The sequence below is a fragment of the Thioalkalivibrio sp. AKL6 genome, from assembly GCF_000376905.1.
GTDB lineage: Bacteria > Pseudomonadota > Gammaproteobacteria > Ectothiorhodospirales > Ectothiorhodospiraceae > Thioalkalivibrio > Thioalkalivibrio versutus.
Map to the genome: position 1 here is coordinate 1 of NZ_AQXS01000006.1, position 19,464 is coordinate 19,464.

General features: G+C 66.2%; 16 protein-coding genes. 11 read left to right on the forward strand and 5 right to left on the reverse strand.

Features of this window, described 5'->3' with window-relative positions:
- Positions 1-4 precede the first annotated feature (4 nt).
- Together D575_RS0100815 and D575_RS0100820 are read right to left on the reverse strand one after the other, a co-directional pair.
- Entirely contained in the window at positions 5-1,225 is a 1,221-nt protein-coding gene (locus D575_RS0100815; RefSeq protein WP_018143877.1) for an ISL3 family transposase, read from the reverse strand.
- Between the two features lie 152 nt (positions 1,226-1,377).
- Positions 1,378-1,830 carry an RT0821/Lpp0805 family surface protein gene (locus D575_RS0100820; protein WP_018144014.1) on the reverse strand — a complete coding sequence of 151 codons (453 nt, stop codon included), beginning with the start codon at positions 1,828-1,830 and terminating at the stop codon, positions 1,378-1,380.
- Between the two features lie 573 nt (positions 1,831-2,403).
- Between D575_RS0100820 and D575_RS13760 the strand changes: the two genes are divergently transcribed.
- The 4 genes from D575_RS13760 to D575_RS0100840 all read left to right on the forward strand — a co-directional run bounded on the left by D575_RS13760 (position 2,404) and on the right by D575_RS0100840 (position 6,313).
- The gene (locus tag D575_RS13760; protein WP_019612076.1) at positions 2,404-2,736 is read left to right on the forward strand and encodes a hypothetical protein; all 333 of its coding nucleotides are present in this window, start codon (positions 2,404-2,406) and stop codon (positions 2,734-2,736) included.
- Between the two features lie 147 nt (positions 2,737-2,883).
- On the forward strand, positions 2,884-3,423 hold the full coding sequence (locus tag D575_RS0100830) for a YjbF family lipoprotein (protein ID WP_026181998.1): 540 nt from the start codon (positions 2,884-2,886) through the stop codon (positions 3,421-3,423).
- 17 nt (positions 3,424-3,440) lie between these two features.
- On the forward strand, positions 3,441-4,205 hold the full coding sequence (locus tag D575_RS0100835; protein ID WP_018144017.1) for a capsule biosynthesis GfcC family protein: 765 nt from the start codon (positions 3,441-3,443) through the stop codon (positions 4,203-4,205).
- A 17-nt stretch (positions 4,206-4,222) separates the two neighbouring features.
- Complete coding sequence (locus D575_RS0100840; protein ID WP_026181999.1) at positions 4,223-6,313, forward strand: YjbH domain-containing protein; 2,091 nt, start codon at positions 4,223-4,225, stop codon at positions 6,311-6,313.
- A 369-nt stretch (positions 6,314-6,682) separates the two neighbouring features.
- On the opposite strand, the gene D575_RS0100845 is transcribed toward D575_RS0100840, so the two are convergent.
- The 3 genes from D575_RS0100845 to D575_RS0100855 are packed head-to-tail and all read right to left on the reverse strand — an operon-like array spanning position 6,683 to position 10,462.
- Positions 6,683-8,863, reverse strand: a complete 2,181-nt coding sequence (locus D575_RS0100845; RefSeq protein WP_018144019.1) for a polysaccharide biosynthesis tyrosine autokinase — start codon at positions 8,861-8,863, stop codon at positions 6,683-6,685.
- Positions 8,864-8,885: 22 nt separating this feature from the next.
- Complete coding sequence (locus D575_RS0100850; protein WP_018144020.1) at positions 8,886-9,329, reverse strand: low molecular weight protein-tyrosine-phosphatase; 444 nt, start codon at positions 9,327-9,329, stop codon at positions 8,886-8,888.
- A gap of 2 nt (positions 9,330-9,331) precedes the next feature.
- The gene (locus tag D575_RS0100855; protein WP_018144021.1) at positions 9,332-10,462 is read right to left on the reverse strand and encodes a polysaccharide export protein; all 1,131 of its coding nucleotides are present in this window, start codon (positions 10,460-10,462) and stop codon (positions 9,332-9,334) included.
- A gap of 384 nt (positions 10,463-10,846) precedes the next feature.
- Here D575_RS0100855 and D575_RS0100860 point away from each other — a divergent pair, with 384 nt between their 5' ends.
- From D575_RS0100860 to D575_RS0100890, 7 genes are read left to right on the forward strand one after another with little or no spacing between them, the layout of a single operon-like run.
- The gene (locus D575_RS0100860) at positions 10,847-11,872 is read left to right on the forward strand and encodes an NAD-dependent epimerase (protein WP_018144022.1); all 1,026 of its coding nucleotides are present in this window, start codon (positions 10,847-10,849) and stop codon (positions 11,870-11,872) included.
- Positions 11,872-13,707, forward strand: a complete 1,836-nt coding sequence (locus D575_RS0100865; RefSeq protein WP_018144023.1) for an ABC transporter ATP-binding protein — start codon at positions 11,872-11,874, stop codon at positions 13,705-13,707. Before D575_RS0100860 ends, D575_RS0100865 begins: the two co-directional genes overlap by 1 nt.
- Positions 13,708-13,741: 34 nt before the next feature.
- Positions 13,742-14,827, forward strand: coding sequence for a sugar-transfer associated ATP-grasp domain-containing protein (locus tag D575_RS0100870; RefSeq protein WP_026182000.1), 1,086 nt, complete (start codon positions 13,742-13,744; stop codon positions 14,825-14,827).
- A gap of 28 nt (positions 14,828-14,855) precedes the next feature.
- Positions 14,856-15,575, forward strand: a complete 720-nt coding sequence (locus tag D575_RS0100875) for a hypothetical protein (RefSeq protein WP_018144025.1) — start codon at positions 14,856-14,858, stop codon at positions 15,573-15,575.
- 12 nt (positions 15,576-15,587) lie between these two features.
- Entirely contained in the window at positions 15,588-16,925 is a 1,338-nt protein-coding gene (locus D575_RS0100880) for a phenylacetate--CoA ligase family protein (protein WP_018144026.1), read from the forward strand.
- On the forward strand, positions 16,922-18,058 hold the full coding sequence (locus tag D575_RS0100885; RefSeq protein ID WP_018144027.1) for a glycosyltransferase: 1,137 nt from the start codon (positions 16,922-16,924) through the stop codon (positions 18,056-18,058). The genes D575_RS0100880 and D575_RS0100885 overlap by 4 nt, the downstream gene beginning before the upstream one ends.
- Positions 18,055-19,401, forward strand: coding sequence for a glycosyltransferase family 39 protein (locus tag D575_RS0100890; protein WP_018144028.1), 1,347 nt, complete (start codon positions 18,055-18,057; stop codon positions 19,399-19,401). Before D575_RS0100885 ends, D575_RS0100890 begins: the two co-directional genes overlap by 4 nt.
- Positions 19,402-19,464 lie beyond the last annotated feature (63 nt).

A 19,464-nucleotide genomic window follows, 5' to 3' on the forward strand; every position in this document is an offset into this window, starting at 1 on the left:
TGGTTCATCGAGCATTACCGGGGAAGGCGGCGCGGATTTTGAGGAAGAAGTAGTCCTGGTCGCGGTAGCCATAGGCCCGACGCTTGATGACCTTGATCGTGTTGTTAATGCCCTCGACGACGCTGGTGTTCAGCCGGTGGCGGCAGCGCGAGACGATGCCGGGCAGGTAGGGCTCCAGCAGGCGTGCGAAGCGCTGCAGGGCTTGGATTCCGCTGTCGCGGGCTTGCTGCACCCATTGCCGCCACGCCTGGTACGTCCGCTCGGGGCTGCGCTGGAACCACAGTCGCTTGAGTTCGTCGCGTAAGAGGTAGACCGTCAGTAACGCTTGGTTGGCCTGCAGCAGCTCGTCCAGGCGCACCGCCTGGCCAGCATTCAACGACGTCCTGTTGCGCAACAGCAGCCAGCGGCTGGACTTGATCACGCGTCGGGCCTGTCGGTCGTCGCCCAGGCGCTTCGCCTCATCGACCCGCACCCGGTCGATCACCTCGCGCCCGTACTTGGCCACCACATGGAACAGGTCGTAGACGATCTCGGCCCGGGGGCACTGCGCCCGGATCTCGAGCTCAAAGGCCGTGGTCATGTCGATCGCCACCGCCTCGATGCGCTCGCACACGCCTTCGGGGAGCTGCTCGAAGAAGGCCCGCGCCGTCTCGCGCGAGCGGCCTTCGCCGACCCACAACACCTGGCGCCGGATCGGCTCGATTACCACGGTCGCGTAGCGGTGGCCCTTGTGCAGGGCGAACTCGTCCATCGCCAGATAGCGGATCGATGCCCAGTCCGGCTCCGGCAGCGCCGCCGCCAGGCGATGCCGGTCCACCGTCTTCACGGTGTGCCAGCCCAGGCCATAGAATGCGGCCACGGCCTGGATACTGGCTGAACGCAACAACTGACTGCAGGCATCCGCCAACCGGTTGGTCAGCCGCTGATAGCGCCCCAGCCAGCTCAGACGTTCCAACTGGGGACCGCCGCAGTGCTCGCACCACACCCGGCGACGCGGCACTACCAACACCACCCGATATTCGAACAGGGGAAGATCCCGCACCCGCCGTACCGTCGTCTCGTGCACCTGCCGGGTCCGATGACCGCAGCGCTCGCAGTGCATCCATTGCCGCGTCGGCTTCAGGTGCAACTCCAGCGTGCCGCCGGCCTCCTCCGGCCAAACCGCACGCTCCAGCCGATAGCCTTCCCAGCCCCCCAGCTTCTGCAACGTCTTCTTGTCCAGCATCGCTCTCTCCCGCGTCCTTCCTGGCTCCACGCGAGACTACGATGCCCTTCAGCGCACGAACACCTCCCCGGTATCCTTCGATGAACCTTTTTTGTGGCCCTCTTCCGGCTGACCCGTCTCCGGACAAGTCGCCCGGGGCACCGGGGTTCTCTCTAAACATCCACCCAGCGCCCGCTGGCATCACGGCAGGCCGTGCCGTTAATCGTTTCGGGGTAGCCGTCCATGGTGGCCTGCACCTGGTACTCGCGGCAGTCCTGCCCCGAGGAGCGGTAGGTCCGGGTCGGTGTGGCGTGGTACTGATGCCCGGTATTCGGGTTGCGCCAGGTCGAGCTCTGGCGATCCGGGACCGTCTCCAGCGTACGCGACACGCGCATCCGGTCTACGTCATCCATGCTCCGCCCCACCGAACCGCCAACCGCCGCACCCGCCAGGGTCCCGGCAATAATCGCCGCAGTACGCCCGCGCCCGCCCCCGATCTGACTGCCGATAACACCGCCTGCCGCGCCCCCGATCAGGGCCCCCGTCTGCTGCTTGCTCACCGTCTGACACCCCGACAACAGCAAAATCAGGCCCGCTGCCACCAGGAACAGCACTAGTTTTGTCATCTCTGCCTCCATTGCGCGGCCAGGGGCTGCGCGATTCGGTCTCGCCATTAAGGAAACACTGATTAATGTGCACACTCGCGCTCGAGTCGCTTTTGCGTGCGAACAAGGCGCGGTGACTGCCGTGCAGTCATTCTGCACAAGGGAGCCGCAACGCCGTGCGCACGCCCGTTTTTGATCAACAACGGGCGGCCGAGCCCCTGCTTTTAATGGTTTGTGGGGTTGGCACCCCAGGTTCCCCGATCCTGCGTTGCACCCCTTGCCGGTAGAACCACTACCGGCTGCGGACCGCGCCTTGTCTCGGAAAACCTGGCGTGCCAACGCGAGTGTGCGCATTAATCAGTGTTTCCTTAAGCCTAGACCGGCCAAGCTGAACGCTTCGTGAAAGGGTCCGCGGGACAGGAACCACCCACGAATGTGACCTCCAGGAGGCAAAATTTCCAACTGGTTCAAGACACGTGCGCGAAACCTCCCATTCACCTCTCAGAATCAACCCCGTCCGCTGTTCCCGGCGGACATCCATTCCTACACTGTCCCTCGGTAAACGACACCCCCGGTGAAGTGAGGAACGTGACCATGATCAAGAAGATATTCGCCACTGCAATTGTTGCCAGCGTTTTCGCATCCAGCCCCCTGATGGCCCAGTCGGCCGGGGGCGCGGGAGGCCCCTCCGCTGGGACCAGTGCGGGCGCCAGCGCCAGTGCCCCGCAGGGCACCCCCAACTCTCCGGTCGCCGGCGGCTCCCCGTCGGGCGGCATCTCCGCTGCGGCCCGCTCCGAACCCGGCGCGGTCTCGCGCATCGCCACCCGTTCCGGCCGCCTGGTCGGCCTGATCGCGTCCACCGGGACCACCCCGGGCACGGGCACCACTCCGGGTAGCGGTACCACCCCGGCCACGGGCACCCGGTAACGCACGCCCATGCGGACCAATCCGCTCTTCCTTCGCGAAGGCCGCCTCCGGGCGGCTTTCGCATGTCTGGGCCTGGGAATTTTCGTGAGCCTGATCACGGCCTGCGGTAGTGGCGGTCCCACACCGCTGGGGGCATCCCTGCAAAGCATGGTATCCGGTGGCCCGGATGCGTCTTCCCGCGCGGAGGAAATCCCCTACGCCTCGCTCGCGGTCCACACCGAACATCACCGGGGACTGCTGATCCTCGGGGCGATGTCCAATGGACACACGTACTGGCCGAGTGCCGAGGGCTTGTCGCTCCAACTGCACGACGGGGGCCTGTTTGCCACCGCCGGCCTCGGCGCCGACCTGCTTGGCACCCACCACCCCGACCTGGAAACGCCCCCATGGCGCGGCGAGGCCTCCGCAGGCTACCGGATCGAACGCCATGTCCGGGATGACTCGGGAACCGTGGTGCGCCACGTCGGCCAGGGCACCCTCGAGTGCGCCGCACCCTCGGCGCGGGACCTCCCCCTGGCGACCCTGGAGCTCGAGCGTTGCCGCGAGCGAATCGACTGGCAAGGGGACGGCACTACCCGTGCCGAACTCTGGCGCGACCCCGAAACCCGCGATCTATGGGCATACGACGGCCAGGCCTGGCCGGGCGGCCCCATGATCGCCTGGCAGGTGGCTCGCCCCTGGTGGTAGCCCCGGCAGGAGGCCTGATGCAACACCCTATCCGTTTCCCTTGGCTGGCCCTGTGTCTGCTGGCCGCGGCTCCGTCCGCGGGCCTGGCCGACCGTTCGCCCGCCGAGACCCCGCTCACCGATCACTGGGTGGCCTGGCAAGGCGAGCTGTCCGCGCCAATCGACTGGGCCTACAGCTTTGGCCTGCGCAGCCGCGATATGCGCCCGGTCGACCACGAACGCAGGCGGCTCCTGGCCGAGATTGAACTGATCGCACAAACCATGGACATCGCCGGGCGCCCACACGTCGCGCAAGCGCTGGACAACTGGAGCCGTACGGTCGAGTCGATGGAGCCCACCCCCCATGCGCGCAGCGCGGAACGTCTCGATCTGCCCTGGCTCCTGGCCAACCTGCGGCATGCCCCGACGGCGACGGACCTGGAACATATCGGTTACTGCGACCCGCCCGACTGGGTGGAGCTGTGGTCCATGGATGGCGTTCAGCGCCACGAATGGGACCCGGGCATGACCTTGCAGGACCTCCTGTCACGTCCGCCACGCGCCGCGGTGCGCGGCTCCGATACGGCCGCCGTAGTGACACCGCTTGGCGAAGTCCATGTGTTCGGGGTCGCGGCCTGGAACAGGGAAGACAATACGATCGCCCCCGGCACACGGGTGATGGCCCATCTCAACATCCGCGACCTTGGAGGCACCCTGGAGGGGGACCTGCTCAACCATCGTCTGCCGCGCTTTCTCGCCACTCGCCTGCCGGGTGACAACTGCACATTACGGACCCTCCCATGAACATTACCGCTTCGCGCCTGCGCCGCCGCAGCCTGGTGGCCGCCGTACTCGTCGGCCTGGGCATTCCCTCCGCCCAGGCCGAGGACTTCGGACTCGGCCTGGGCCAGCGGGACACCGGTGGCATCGGCCTGATGCAAACCCCGACAGCCCGCACCGGCGATGCCGGCCATTTCGCGGGAGGCTGGAATCGCACCTTCCCTTATCGCCGCTGGAGTGTCTTCGTCCAGCCCATGGACTGGATGGAACTGGGCTTCCGCTACGTCCAGGTGGAAAACCGGGCCTACCTCGCGGCCGGTGATGATGACCGCTACAACATCGACAAGGGCGTCGACATGAAGCTGCGCCTGAAGCAGGAGACCCGGTACATCCCGGAGGTGGCCGTGGGCTTTCAGGATCTCGGCGGCACGACCCTGTTCGGCGGCGAATATCTGGTCGCGAGCAAACGCTGGAACAACCTCGACTTCTCCCTCGGGCTCGGCTGGGGCTACCTCGGTAACCACGGAGACATCGAATCGCCGCTGGGCTGGATCCACGACAGCTTCGACCGCCGCCCGCGGTCCGCCGGCGGCGGCCAGGGGGGCGAAGTCGCCACGCACCAGATGTTCCGCGGTCCCGCCGCGCTGTTCGGCGGGGTGGAATACCAGACCCCCTGGGATCGCCTGCTGCTGCAGGTCGAGTACGAGGGCAACACCTATCAACAAGAGCCCCAGAGCAATGCCCAGGAACAGGACTCGCGCTTCAATTTTGGCGCCCGCCTGCGCCTGACCAGCAACGTGGAACTGCATGCCGGCTGGCAGCGCGGGAACACCGCGATGGTCGGCCTGCACTTCACGACCAATCTGGCTCGACTCTCGCAGCCCAAGGCCGATGATCCACCCCCGGTCGAACCCGCGCATCTCGACCGCCGCGACTGGGACGCGGTCGCCGCGGACCTCAATGCCAACGCCGGGATTCATGTGACCGAGATTCGCCAGGTCGGCGACATCATTCAGGTGACCGGCCAGCCCAGCCGCTTCCGCGACCTGAAGCAGTCCGAAGGGCGCGCCAACCGCCTGCTGGAAGCCCAGGCCGAAGCTGGCATTCATACCTTCCAGTATCGCTGGCAGACCCTCGGTCTCGATCTGCGCGAGAGCCTGCACGATCGCGAGGCTTTCGGCCGTGCCCTGGCTTCGGCCGATCACGAAACCGACTACCGCCACAGTGTGCGGGTACGCGATGCCAAGCCCACCGACAACGATCGCGGCGAGGTGCTCTACGCAGCCGAGCCGCGCCGGTTCGAATGGGGCATGGGGCCCTCGCTGGAGCAGAACTTTGGCGGACCGGATGGCTATCTCTATCGCCTCTCGGCCTACCTGGACGCCAGCTATTTCCTGAGCCAGGGCACCTGGATCTCGTCGATGCTCTCCACCACCTTGCTGGACAACCTGGAGAACTATGACTACATCGCCGACTCCGAACTGCCCCGCGTGCGCACGCACATCGGGGACTACCTGGCCGAGACCGATGTGGGAATTTCCAACCTGCAAGCCACGCATACCCAGCGTCTCGGCCAGGACTGGTACGCAATGGCCTACGGCGGCCTGCTGGAGACCATGTACGCCGGCATCGGGGGCGAGATCCTGTACCGGCCGTTCAACAGCCGCTGGGCCCTGGGGGTCGATGCCAACTGGGTCCGCCAGCGCGAGTTCGACCAGCAGTTCGGCCTGCGCGACTATGAACAGGTGACCGGGCACGTCACTTCCTATCTCGATACCGGTATCCAGGACATCCATGCCCGAGTCAGCGTAGGCCGCTATCTCGCAGGGGATCTCGGGACCACACTCGACTTCTCGCGCCAGTTCGACAATGGCGTGGTGGTTGGTGCCTGGTCGACCTTCACCGACGCCGGCGACGACTTCGGCGAAGGCAGCTTCGACAAGGGTCTGTACCTGTCGATCCCCTACGATTCATTCTTCTCCACCTCCAGCCGCAACCGGGCCAACATCGCCTGGCAGCCGCTGACCCGCGACGGTGGGGCGCGCCTGAACCGGCGCCATCAGCTCTTCGACATCACCGAGGAGCGCCAACTCGGTCGCTACTGGGACGAGCCCGACGCCACCTGGCGATAACTCTTAGGTATCCGGGTCCCTCGGGGCCCGGATACCGCTTCCACCAGACCCGCCGCCCTTTGCGCCGGCAGCGACCAGCCCAGCCTCAGCCCGGCCGCATGCACAACCGCTGGCGGCGCGGGGCCCGTGCCAGGATGCCAGCCGGGCAGGCCGTCGATTCCCATGTCGTCGGGCCTTCTGAATGCCCACTCTCCCCCGTTTGCGCTTGAGTTCGACCTTCACGGAGTCTCGCGAGGCCGGTGATACCGACCCTCTGCACCTACACGGCCGCAATCGATTCCGGCGACCCGCCCTGCCACAAAAAGGCCCCGGCAAGAGCCGGGGCCTCGGGTTAGCGCGTTCGCGATCGCCAATCCTTGTCAGGAAGCGCTATTTGTAGGAGTAGTGATAGTAACCGTACCCGTAACTGGTCGAGGCCTTGTACTCGATCGAGTTCAGGATACAACCGCGCACGTCGACCCCGGCCGCTTCGAGACGCCTCCGGGCCGACTCGATCTCGCGCAGCGGATTCAGCTGGAAACGCACGACCATCAGGGTGGTCGCGCACTGACGTGCCACCACGGCCGCATCGGTCACCGCCAGGATCGGGGGCGTGTCGATCAGCACCAAGTCGTAGTCGCGGCTGACTTGCTCCAGCAGACGGCTGAAACGATCCCCCATCAGCAGCTCCGACGGATTCGGCGGAGCACTCCCGCGGGCGATGTAGTGCAGCCCATCGATCTCGGTGCCTCGCAGGATCCCGTCCAGCGATTCGCGGTCGGCCAAATACTCCGACAGGCCCCCGTCACTGCGTTGCCCGAACGCATGATGCACATGCCCCTTGCGCAGATCGGCATCAATGACCAGGACCCGCTGCCCCGCCTGAGCACAGACTGCGGCAAGATTCACCGATACAAAACTCTTGCCGACATCCGGACTCGGCCCGGTGATCACCAGGCGATTGTCTCCGGCTTCGAGCATCGCAAAGTGCAGGCTGCTGCGCAGTCCGCGCAGCGCCTCGATGGCGTCGTCGGCCGGGTCAAGGGAGGCGAGCACGCCACCCGGCACGTCGAAGCCGCGCGGCTGACGCCGCCGCTTGACCCTGCGCAGCAGGTTCTCCTGCTGCCGCGACCGGGGAACACTGGCGTACACAGGCAGATCGATACCCTCGATCTCTTCCTGGGATTCCACACCGCGCGTCAACATCCCGCGGACCAGCACCAGCGCAATGGCCAGGCCACCGCCAAAGACCGTGGACAACATCACGATCATCCTGCGCTGCGGCTCCACCGCCGAGAGGCCGGCCTGCGCATCGTCCAGGATGCGGACATTCCCGACCGTACTGGCCCGGGCAATATCCATTTCCTGCATGCGATTCAGCAACTGCACATAGATGTCCTGATTGACCTCGACATCGCGGTTCAGGCGCAGGATCTGCTGCTGGGTCTCCGGCAGCGCACCGATCTCTTCATTCAACCGGCCGCGCTCGCTTCGCAACTTCTGACGCTTCTCGATCAGTGCCGCATAGGTCGGATGGCTGGGCGTATACCGCCGGGATATCTCCGCCTCTTCGAACTCCAGCTCATTGAGCTGACGCTCAAGGTTGACCAGCCGGTCCAGCACGGTGCGGGTCTCCTGCGAAAGGTCCACGCTCTCGCGCTCCATCCGGTATTCATTCAGGGCGTCTTCGGCCGTTTGCAGTTGTTCGCGAACATCCGGAACCTTCTCCTCCAGAAACTCGAGGCTCTTCTCCGCCTCGGCCGCCTTGCGCTGAACGTTCTGCGTGAGGTAGATCTGATTGATTGTATTCAGGATGCGGCGCGCATGGTCCGGGTCCGGGTCGGTCAGGGCCAGGCTGAACACGCCACTCTCCCGACCCTGCTGTCCGACATCGAACTGGGCGCGCAGGCCATTGATCGCGGCCAGGCGGGAACGCCTCTGGATATCGAAGCGGGCCCCAGGGGCCGCCTCCAGTTCGGCCACCCGGAGCCGCACGTCGCCATCAAGAAACTCCACGTCCGCGCCGACCCGGCCCTCGCCCAGGTCGCGATCGCCGCCCAACAGGCGATAGTGGTTGTCATCCAGGACCTCCAGCGTGAAGGTGTGTCCCTCGTATGCACGGGCCACCCGGAAGTCGCCAACATTGAGGGACTCGCCCGCCCAGACGCTCGAACCTGCAAAGGCAGGGCGCTCCATGCCGCGCCGCACCAGGTAGTCCCCCACCACGGGCATGCGGTGCGGGCGCACCACCAGGTCCAGCGACTCCTGGTCGACCGCGCGTCCGAGGACCATGCGGGAGCGGAGGATCTGTAGCTCGGCCTCGACACGGGGTTCCTGCCCCAGCATTTCACGCACGTTGGCCAGGGGGCTGCTGAAACGCCCCATGTCTTCGACCTGCACCAGCGCATCGGCCCGGTAGATCGGAGTCGACAGCGTCGCATGGATCGCGCCCGCCACTGCGAACAGGACCGTGATCGCCACGATCCACCACTTGTGGTCCAGCAACTGACCGAGCAGTCGGCCAATATCCAGTTCGCCTTCCGGCCCCCCGGGAGAATGATTCTGGGTCATCGGGATTTACCTGTGTCGAAGATCATCGATTGAGCCGCCGCGCCCAGGCGTCGGCAGCCTCCACGAGCAGGGCATGTGCCTGCCCGAATACCTCGGGGCTCTTGCCATAGGGATCAGGAACATCACGGCCCCGGCCATCTTCCAGCCAGTGACCGAAGCGCATCGTCTTGCCCAGCACCTCGGGGTGGCACGCCCCCACTGCCTGCCGCTGCCGCTCGCTCATGACCAGCACCAAGTCGGCGTGATGCAGGAGCTCCGGCTCCACCTGACGCGCCACGTGTGCCGAGACATCCAGGCCGTCGACCTCGGCGAGACGCCGGGCTTCGGGGTGAACGCCCTCCCCGACCAGGGCCCCAAGGCCGGCGGATTCCACCGCGCGCTCGGGCAAACGATTACGCAACAGGGCTTCCCCAATGGGGCTGCGGCAGATGTTGCCGGTACAAACCACCAGAATCCGATTGAACATGGCTAGAAGTCGTCGCTGAGGTTTCGAACATCTCGCGTGGTCCGCGATGCCTGATAGACCGCGCTCACGGTGGGCAGGATCTGACTGATCACGCGATTCCAGCGCCCGAGGGGCGTGGTGGTGACATAGACGATGTCCAGCGGTTCGAGCTCGAACTCGGCCCCGAGCATCAGTGCCGAGGCATTGCGCGCGTCCAGCTGATAGACGGTCGCGAGCTTGTCGCTCTCGGGTGGTGCACGGCGGATCACGAAGATCCCGCTGGCATCCGCCCGGGTTTCATTGAAGCCTCCAGCCTGGCTCAGCGCATCCATCAGGGTGACCTGACCACGGCCCAGGGGCAGGCGCTGAGGATCACCCACCTCGCCCATCACATAGACCTGCTGGCCGGCGGTGTCCGGGATGTGCAGGACATCCCCATCGCGCAACAGCCGGTTCTGCGACATGTCCCCATGGCGCAGCATCTCGTAGAGCGAGACGACGATTTCCTCTCCGTCCCGAGTGAGGATCACCTCATGCCAGTTGGCCGTGTCCGCCAGACCACCAGCCTGGTGGATGGCATCGAGCACCGTCTGCGGGACGTTCGTAATGGGCTGCACACCCGGCTCGCGCACCTCGCCCGTCACCCGGACCTTCTGCGAGTTGAACGCGGCGAGCCGCACCTCGACCTGGGGTTCGTTCACAAAGGCCGCCAGGTCGCGCGCAATCAGATCGCGCACCTCCGCGACCGTGCGCCCCTCCACATGCACCCGTCCGATATACGGATAGAAGATCGTGCCGTCCGAATGCACGGTGTTGCCCGATTCCACCGCCGACCGCTCGCTCCCGGCCGGGATGGTCAGCTCCGGGTGCTCATACACAATGACCGCCAGCACATCGCCACGACCCACGCGGTAGTCGTACTCGTCGACGTCCCGCACCAAATCATCGCTCGCCCGCCGCAGGTCCGGCGGTACCGAGCGCTGCTCCTGTGCCCGGATCAGACCGAACGTAATCGGTTCAATGTCGACCAGATCTTCGACCGGGGCACTCGAGCTGCGCTCGGAGATATGCCCGCCAGGTGCCCAGGCACAACCGCTCAGCGCCAGTAGCGTGACCAGCGACAGGGCCCAGCGAATGGGGGTTGTCTCGTTCATGGATCATCCTCTTTCGCGCATTACCGCAACGCCTGCCGTGCCAGCAGCTGCGGGGCTTCCAGTGATCGTGGCGAACCCGGGCGGCTTGGGCCTCAAGCGGGGTAACCCTGTCACGAATGAGCAGGATCGTCGCCGAACTGGCGCAGAATATCGGCGCACCCCCCCCGGGGGACAACGCCCAAACACGAAACTTACGGGCCTGTTCACAGCTTCGGCGGATCGACCTCACGTTTCCCGGAAACGGCGTTGCAGGGCCCTGAATGGGGGTGCTTGAATCCATCGCGTTCCGTCCATCTGCGACTGTCCCGGACCTCCATCACACCGCCCTACAGCGGGCTTGTGGTCCGGAAACAGCCGCCATTCATCCGACGAGGGAAAGGCGACATGAAAGTCCTGATCACCGGCGCGGCAGGTTTTATCGGCTCCCATCTGGCCCTGCGCCTGCTGGAACGTGGCGACACCGTGATCGGTGTCGACAATCTGAACGACTACTACGACCCGAGCCTGAAGCGGGCCCGGCTGGATCACATACGCGCCTTCCCCGCCGCCCGTCAGCACTTCGTGTTCGAACAGCAGGACATCTCCGATCGAGCGGCGGTGGAACGGGTGTTCCGCGAGCACCGGCCGCAGCGGGTGGTGAACCTGGCGGCCCAGGCCGGCGTGCGCTATTCGCTGGAGAACCCGGCGGCCTATGTCGACACCAACCTGGTCGGCTTCGGCAACATCCTGGAGGGCTGCCGCCATAACGGCGTCGAGCACCTGGTCTATGCCAGCTCCAGCTCGGTCTACGGCGCCAACACCACCATGCCGTTCTCGGTGCACGACAATGTCGATCACCCGCTCTCCCTGTACGCCGCCAGCAAGAAGGCCAACGAGCTGATGGCGCATACCTACAGCCATCTCTACGACCTGCCGGTGACCGGACTGCGCTTCTTCACTGTCTACGGCCCCTGGGGCCGTCCGGACATGGCGCTGTTCATGTTCACCAAGAAGATCCTGGCGGGCGAGCCGATCGACGTCTTCAACTACGGCCACCACCGGCGCGACTTCACCTACATCGACGACATCGTGGAGGGCGTGATCCACACCCTGGATCTGCCCGCGGCCCCGAACCCCGAGTGGAGTGGCGCGGCCCCGGACTCCGCGAGCAGTTCCGCGCCCTATCGCCTGTACAACATCGGCGCGCACCGTCCGGTGGAGCTGATGCACTACATCGAGGTGCTGGAGGACTGCCTGGGTCGCAAGGCCCAGAAGCACCTGCTGCCGCTGCAGCCGGGGGACGTGCCGGATACCTACGCCGACGTCGAGGCCCTGCGCGCCGATACCGGCTACGAACCAACCACCACCGTCGAGGATGGCATCGCCCGTTTCGTGGACTGGTACCTGGGGTATTACCGGGCGGCCGCCTGATGGGCATCTACCGCAAGACCCTGCAACTGCTCACCCCGGCCGAGAGACGGCGGGGCGCCCTGGTGCTCGGCATGGTGATGGTGATGGCGATACTGGAAACCGCCGGCGTGGCGTCAGTCATGCCGTTCTTGTCCGTGCTTGGAAACCCCGAACTGGTCCACACCAACCCCGTGCTCAACCAGCTCTACACCGGGCTGGGCTTCACCTCGGTGGACCAGTTCATCTTTGCCCTGGGCGCCGCAGCCTTCGCACTGATCCTGTTCTCGGCGGTGTTTCGCACACTCACGCACTTTGCGATGAACCGCTTCATCGAGATGCGCCGCCACAGCCTCGGTAAGCGACTCCTGGAGACCTACCTGCGCCAGCCGTATGCATTTTTCCTGAATCGCCACAGCGGCGACATGGCCAAAAGCATCCTCTCGGAGGTCGACCAGCTGGTACTCAATGTCTTCCGCCCCGGGATCACCATGGTGGCCTACCTGGTGGTCACCCTCGCCATCGCGGCGCTGCTCGTCATCGTCGACCCGTGGCTGGCGCTGGGAGTCGCGGTCGTCATTGGCGGCGTGTACGGCACGATCTTTGTGTTCGTGCGCGGCCTGCTCGGACGCATCGGGCGCGATCGTTCGCGCGCCAACAAGGAGCGCTTCACCGCCGCCGGCGAGGCCCTGGGCGGCATCAAGGACATCAAGCTACTGGGCCGCGAGCACGCCTACCTGTCGCGCTTCGACGCGCCGTCCAAGCGCCAGGCCCGGCACCAGGCCACCAACCAGACCATCGCCCAGGTCCCCAAATTCCTCATCGAGGCGATCGGCTTCGGCGGCATCATCGCGCTGACCCTGATCCTGTTGCACACCCAGGGCGGAACGGGTACCGATTCCCTCGGCGAGATCCTCCCGATCATCGGCTTGTATGCCTTTGCCGGCTATCGCCTGTTGCCCGCCGCGCAGCACATCTACGCCGGCCTCGCCAAACTGCGCTTCGGCGCTGCGGCCGTGGAAAGCGTGACCGCCGACCTGCGTGAACGCGAGGCCCTCGCGGAGCTGCATCGACGTGCACCGCAGCCGTTGGTCCCACGCCAGACCATCCAGCTCAAGGGCATCGACTACACCTACCCGGGCGCCCACCAGCCTGCCCTGCAGTCCATTGATCTGGAAATCCCGGTTGGCAGCTCGGTGGGCATCATCGGCACCACCGGATCCGGCAAGACGACCCTGGTGGACGTGCTTCTGGGCCTGCTACGGCCGACCCAGGGCGCCATCCTGGTGGATGGCCAGCCCGTCACGGATGCCAACCTGCGCGCGTGGCAACAGTCCCTGGGCTATGTGCCCCAGGACATCTTCCTGACGGATTCGACCGTGGCCGAGAACATCGCACTGGGTATCCCCGCCGCACAAATCGACCACGACCGGGTGGAACGCTGCGCCCGCATGGCGCAGGTCCACGACTTCATCGTCCAGGACATGGCGGAGCAGTACGCCACCATGGTCGGCGAGCGCGGCGTGCGCCTGAGCGGCGGTCAACGCCAGCGCATCGGCATCGCCCGCGCCCTCTACCACGACCCCGATGTCCTGGTATTCGACGAGGCCACCAGCGCCCTCGACACCACCACCGAGCGCGCTGTGATGGAGGCGATCGAGTCCCTGGCGCAGAGCAAGACCATCATCCTGATTGCCCACCGTCTGAGCACCGTGCGGGCCTGCGATCAGGTCGCCCACCTGGAGCGCGGCTCGTTCACGTCAGTGGGCCGCTTCGACGACCTGGTCACCGAACCCGGGACGACCGAGTCTCCGGTCCAGTCGATTACCGACGCTGCGCCCTCCGGCACCCACGGCTGAAGCCGGCGTGCCGATGCAAACCGAGGAAATGCCCGTGACACACGTTCAATCCCAGCCCCTGCAGATCAAGAACAGCGGACGCCTCGCGCGCACCCTTGCGCGTGCGGTGCACCTGCGCCACCTGCAGAAGTCGCGCAAGATCGCGATCCAGTGGCGCGAAAAGCTGATCCGCGCGCATGGCGAATCGGTGGTGACGCGCCCGGTCCTACAACAGATCAAGCGTTACGCCGCTCAAACCTACGGCAGCGATTCCTGGTGGCCATGGCTGGCGGCCTACACCGAGGTCCGCCGCGAGTTCATCGAGGGCTGGATCGGCGACGACTACTACACCGAACACCTCAATCCGTTGTGGAACCGCCAGGACATCCGCCGCCTGAGCGGACTCAAGACGATGGACTCCCGCCTGTTCCCGGACAGCGTCGTACCGCCCATCTTCGTGCGCGTGGGTGGCCAGTATCTGGACGCCCGGGGCACACCGGAACCGCTGGCTGCCGCCCTCGCCCGTCTCGAAGACGACAAGAGCTACGTCCTCAAGCCCGACGAGGGGCGTCAGGGCCTCGGCGTGACCTTTGCGCCCGCCGACCGCGTCGCCGAGGAACTCGCCCGGATTCCCGGCAACTGCATCGTGCAGCCCCTGATCGAGCAGCACGCCGATATCGCGAGAATCAATGCCAGTTCGGTGAACACCCTGCGGGTCCTGACCTTCCTCGATCCCGAATCCGGCGAGCTGCGCATCCTGAACCACTTTCTGCGCCTCGGGCGCGAAGGACAGCGCACCGACAACGTCTCCACCGGCGGCTATTTCGTCGGCGTGGACGGCGGAGGCTGGCTGGATGGCCACCTGCGCGACCCGGTCTGCGTCAGCATCGGTTCGGTCCACCCGGACAGTGGCACTGACGTCAAAGGCCTGCGGATCCCCAACTTCGGCGCCGTGCGCGAGCTCTGCCTGAACGCCCACCGCCGCATCCCCTATCTGCGCTTCATCGGCTGGGACGTCTGCATCCAGGCCGACGGCAAGCCCGTGATCCTGGAATGGAATGCGGAGCAAGTGGCCTGGTCGCGCAACGAGTCCTGTTTTGGCCCGTTGCTGCCCTCGGTCCCACAGGGCTATCCGCGCTAACCCAGCCAGCCGCAATCACGAGGACGTCATGCACACGATCAAACTGCTGTGGACCGGTGGCTGGGACTCCAGCTACCGCCTTCTGGACCTGGCGCTGCACCGCCAGCACCGGGTCCAACCGATTTATGTCCTGGACCCGCGACGCAAGTCCTATGTCTACGAGCTGCGCGCCATGGCCACCATCCGGGCAGGGCTGGAGTCCCGCCCGGAAGCCCGCGGGCGGGTCGCGCCGGTCCGGGTCTACCTGCGCGACGACATCCTCGCGAACCCGGACATCACCACGCTTTATCAGCGCCTGGCCAGCGAGGTGCATGTGGGTACCCAGTACGACTGGCTAGCACGACTGTGCGCACAGGAGGGCCTGCGTGACCTCGAACTGTCGCTGACCGGTCACGAGGCCGGAACCGAGTTGCAGGAACGCTTGTTCCGCAATCCGCAGTGCGGCGATTACCGCTTTCGCGAGGACGACTTCGCCTGGGAGCTGTTCCAGTACTACCGCTTCCCGCTGCTGTCAGTAACCAAGGAGGCGATGAAGTTCGATGCCGAGGCCAAGGGCTTCCTGCCCCTGCTCGAACAATCCTGGTTCTGCCACTCGCCGATCCTGGGCCGGCCCTGTGGTCACTGCCAGCCTTGCCGCTTCTCGCGCGAGTCGAACCGGGCAATCCAGTATTCGCGCCTGGGGCCACTCCTGGAGCTCGCACGCCGGGCACGCTCCAGCCTGCGCTTGATGCGCACCGCCGGCGCCTGAGACGCAAACGCCATGTCCCTCGCCTTTGGTGCCCTCCTTCCCTGGCTGTCCGGCCCGCGCGAATATGCCGCGTTGCGCCGCGCCGAGCGGCTCTCACTCCCTGCCCTGCAACGCCTGCAGGCCGAACGACTGGCCCGTCTCTTGATGCAGGCGCGAGACGAGGTCCCGTACTACCGCGACCTGTTGCCACCGGTGAACGTGATCGCGACTGATCCGGTTGCGGCCCTGCTGTCACTGCCCATTCTCGACAAGCACACCATCCGCCGCGAAGGCGAGCGCCTGTGTTCCGAGCGGCCACGCCCCGGACTGCGGCGCAACACCTCCGGCGGGTCGACCGGCGAGCCCGCAACGTTCTACCAGGACACCGCCTACCGCCGCTGGGGCCGCGCCACCAAGGCCCTGTTCGATGCCTGGACCGGCTACCGGCCGGGACACCGCAAGGCCGTGCTCTGGGCCGCTTCACGCGACCTGACCGCCGGGCGCGGCGTGCGCCGACTGGCCGAGCGGATGAAGAATCGCACCCTTCTGAACGCCTACTGCATGGATCCGGCCACGATGGATGCACACCTGGAGCAGCTGCGCGCGGCACCGCCCGCGCAGCTCCAGGTCTACGCGGAGAGCGGCCACGAACTCGCCCGGCACGCCCTGCGCCGGGGGATCCGCATTCAGGGTATCGGCAGCGTGCTGAGTTCGGCCGGAACCCTCTTTCCCGATATGCGCGACACCATCGAGGAGGCCTTCTCCGCCCCTGTGTTCAACCGCTACGGCTCGCGGGAGGTGGGCGACATGGCCTGCGAATGCGAACGCCACCGAGGCCTGCACGTGAACCCCCTGACACAGTTCCTCGAGATCCTCGACGACGAGGGCCGGCCGGCACCCCCCGGCACCCCGGGTCGCGTCGTGGTCACCTCGCTCACGAATCACAGCATGCCCCTACTGCGCTACGCGATCGGCGACCTGGCCAGCTGGTCGAGGGAGACCTGCGACTGTGGCCGTGAGTGGCCCCTGCTGGAGGGTGTATGGGGGCGCGTGACCGATCACCTGCGCGGCGCCAACGGTGCAGTCGTATTCGGCGGCTGGCTGCGCCAGCTTCTGTACCCGGAAGACTGGATCGGGCAGTACCAGTGGGTACAGCACGCGGAGGATCACCTCCGCCTGCGGCTGATCCCTGCAGACCACAGGTCCGACAGCGAGCGCGAGCAGGCCCTGCGCGAGCGACTGGAACCCGCCATCCACCAGCAACTGGGCGCGAGCACCCGACTCGATATCGAACGCGTGGGCACGATCCCGCCCTCGGCCAGCGGGAAGCACCTGCATGTCATCAGCGAGTTGCGGGAGAATCGGCGGTGAAGATCCTGCATGTGATCAATGGCCTCGGCCAGGGCGGAGCGGAACGCCAGCTGGGGAACCTGTTACGGGCCGCGCCGGATGCCGGGGCGGTCTTCGCACTCAAGGAGCCCGGCGTAATGGCCGGGACCATCCGCGCGCACGGCATCCCGGTGTATTCCGGAGGACTGCGCAGCCCGCTCTCGGTGGGATGGATCGCGGCATTGCGCCGGACACTGGACGCCTATCAGCCGGATGGCGTCATGGGCTGGATGTACCACGGCAACCTTGCCGCCTCGCTCACCCGGCGCCTTGGACACCGCGGTCCGGTGTTCTGGAATGTACGCCACTCGGTGCACGACCTGGCACACGAGAAACGCGGAACCCGCTGGGTGATCCGGACCGGGGCGTGGCTGTCGCGGCATCCGGCGCGCATCGTCTACAACAGTGCGGCCGCGGCCGCGCAGCACGAGGCCCTGGGTTTTGCGTCCAGCGGTCGCGTGGTGCTGCCCAACGGCTTTGATCTGGGGCGTTTCTGCCCCGAACCCGAGGCGCCCGGTGGCCTGCGCGCGCAGCTGGGCATTGGTGCGGAAACCTGGTTGCTGGGCATGGTGGGCCGCGCCCATCCGATGAAGAACCATGCCGGACTGGTGGCCGCCCTGGCGCAACTGGTCCAGTCCGGGGTGGACGTGCACTGCGTGATGGTCGGCACCGGGGTCTCCGCAGACGACAATCCCCTGGCCCTGGCCATGCGCGAGCACGGGATGGCCCGGCACGTAACACTGCTGCCTCCGACCCCCGAACCCGAGGCCCTCTATCCAGGCCTGGATTTGCTGGTGCTGCCATCGCGCTGGGGCGAGGGCTTCCCCAACGTCGTAGGCGAGGCAATGGCCTGCGGCGTCCCCGCCGTGGTCACGGACATCGGCGATGCAGCCACCGTGGTCGGAGAGACCGGTTTTGTCTCCGCAAGCCCAAAGCCGCCGGACCTGGCCGACGCCATTCGCTACGCCGTTGGCCAGGGCCGTGAACGCCTGCGCGGTCTCGGGGGCAAGGCTCGTGCACGCATGCAATCGCATTACGCCCTCGATGCCGTGAGCGCGCGCTATCAGGCCCTGTTCCAGGATGCCCTGGCAGGCACCGCGTCCGTCTCGCCATGAGCTATACCGCGATCCCGTTCACCTTCATGGAACTGCTTCTGTCGGGCAGCTTCCTGATCATCGTGCTGGTCGCCGTGCTGTGGACGGGCCGCACCCGGGAGGGCTATCTGTGGCCACTGCTGGCGGCCCTCCTTGCCCGCATCGGCGCCGCCCTGGTGCAGCGTTTCCTGTTCCCGTTGCCCCAGGGCGGCGCCGATGCGATCAGCTTCGAACGCCGCGCCTGGTTCTGGGCCCAAAGCGGCTGCGGCAATCTCGGGGATCACTTCAGCATGGGCAGTTCCTACCTGCACAGCTGGCTGATCGCGAACATCTATGCCTGCGTCGACCGCGCGCCCTTCGCCTTCCAGGCCGTGAATATCGCCCTGGGCATGCTGACGGTCTACCTGATCGCGCGCATCGCCGAACAGCTCTGGGACCGCCAGGCGGCGGTGCGCGCCGCCTGGATCGCCGCGCTGTTCCCCATCCTGATCGTGAACGCCGCCGTGCCGTTGCGCGAGGTCTGGTTCACCGCCTTCTTCCTGCTCGGGGTGCTCTGGCTGGTGCGCTGGGTGCAAAGCCAGCGCAGCGTTTTTCTGGTGGCGGCGGTGGGGGTCTTGCTGGCCTCGGCGATCGTGCATGGCGCCGCGGTGTTTGCGATCGCCGGCATTGCGGTCGTGCTGGTCGGCTGGTCGATCAAGGAGTTTCTGCGCGCCTCGGACCTGGGCCGCATGCGCCCAGGCCTGCTGTTCGGCGGCATCCTGCTCGGCGCGGCCGGTGTCCTGGGCTTCCTGGTGATGGACGACATGCGTTTCTCCTCCATTGGTCAGCTAGGCGATGTCATGGAGCAGACCGAGACCCTGGACCAGCGGGCCGAGCGCAGCGCGCGTGGCGGCGCCGCCTATCCGTCTTTTCTCATTCCCTCCAATGATCTTCAGGCGCTGGTCCTGACGCCGGTCCGCATGGGCTATCTGCTGTTCGGCCCCCCGCTGTGGGAGGTGCGCTCCCCGGTTCACCTGATCGGCATGCTGGAGGGCTTGTTCTACTTGTCCCTGGTGCTGCTGCTGGCGGTTTATCGCCACCACTGGTGGCAACGCAAGGACTTCCGACTGCTGGTGGTGATGTTCGTCGTGCTCACGATCATTTTCGCCTGGGGCACCAGCAACTTCGGTACCGCCGCCCGCCACCGCGCGAAATTCCTCGGAATTCTGATTGCCCTGGCCGCGGGCCTGGCCGGCCGCCGCGTATGGCGCTGGGAACGCCTGCAACGGCTCACCGGGAGGCGTGCAGCGACGACCGACAATGTCACCGATCCACCCGAATCTTCCGATACAAGCCTGCCGCACCCGCGGCGTGCCTCGCCCTGATTTGCCGCGCACCCCACGCGCACCCGCCCCACTCCCGGGGCCCCTACGCACATTCACACAGGA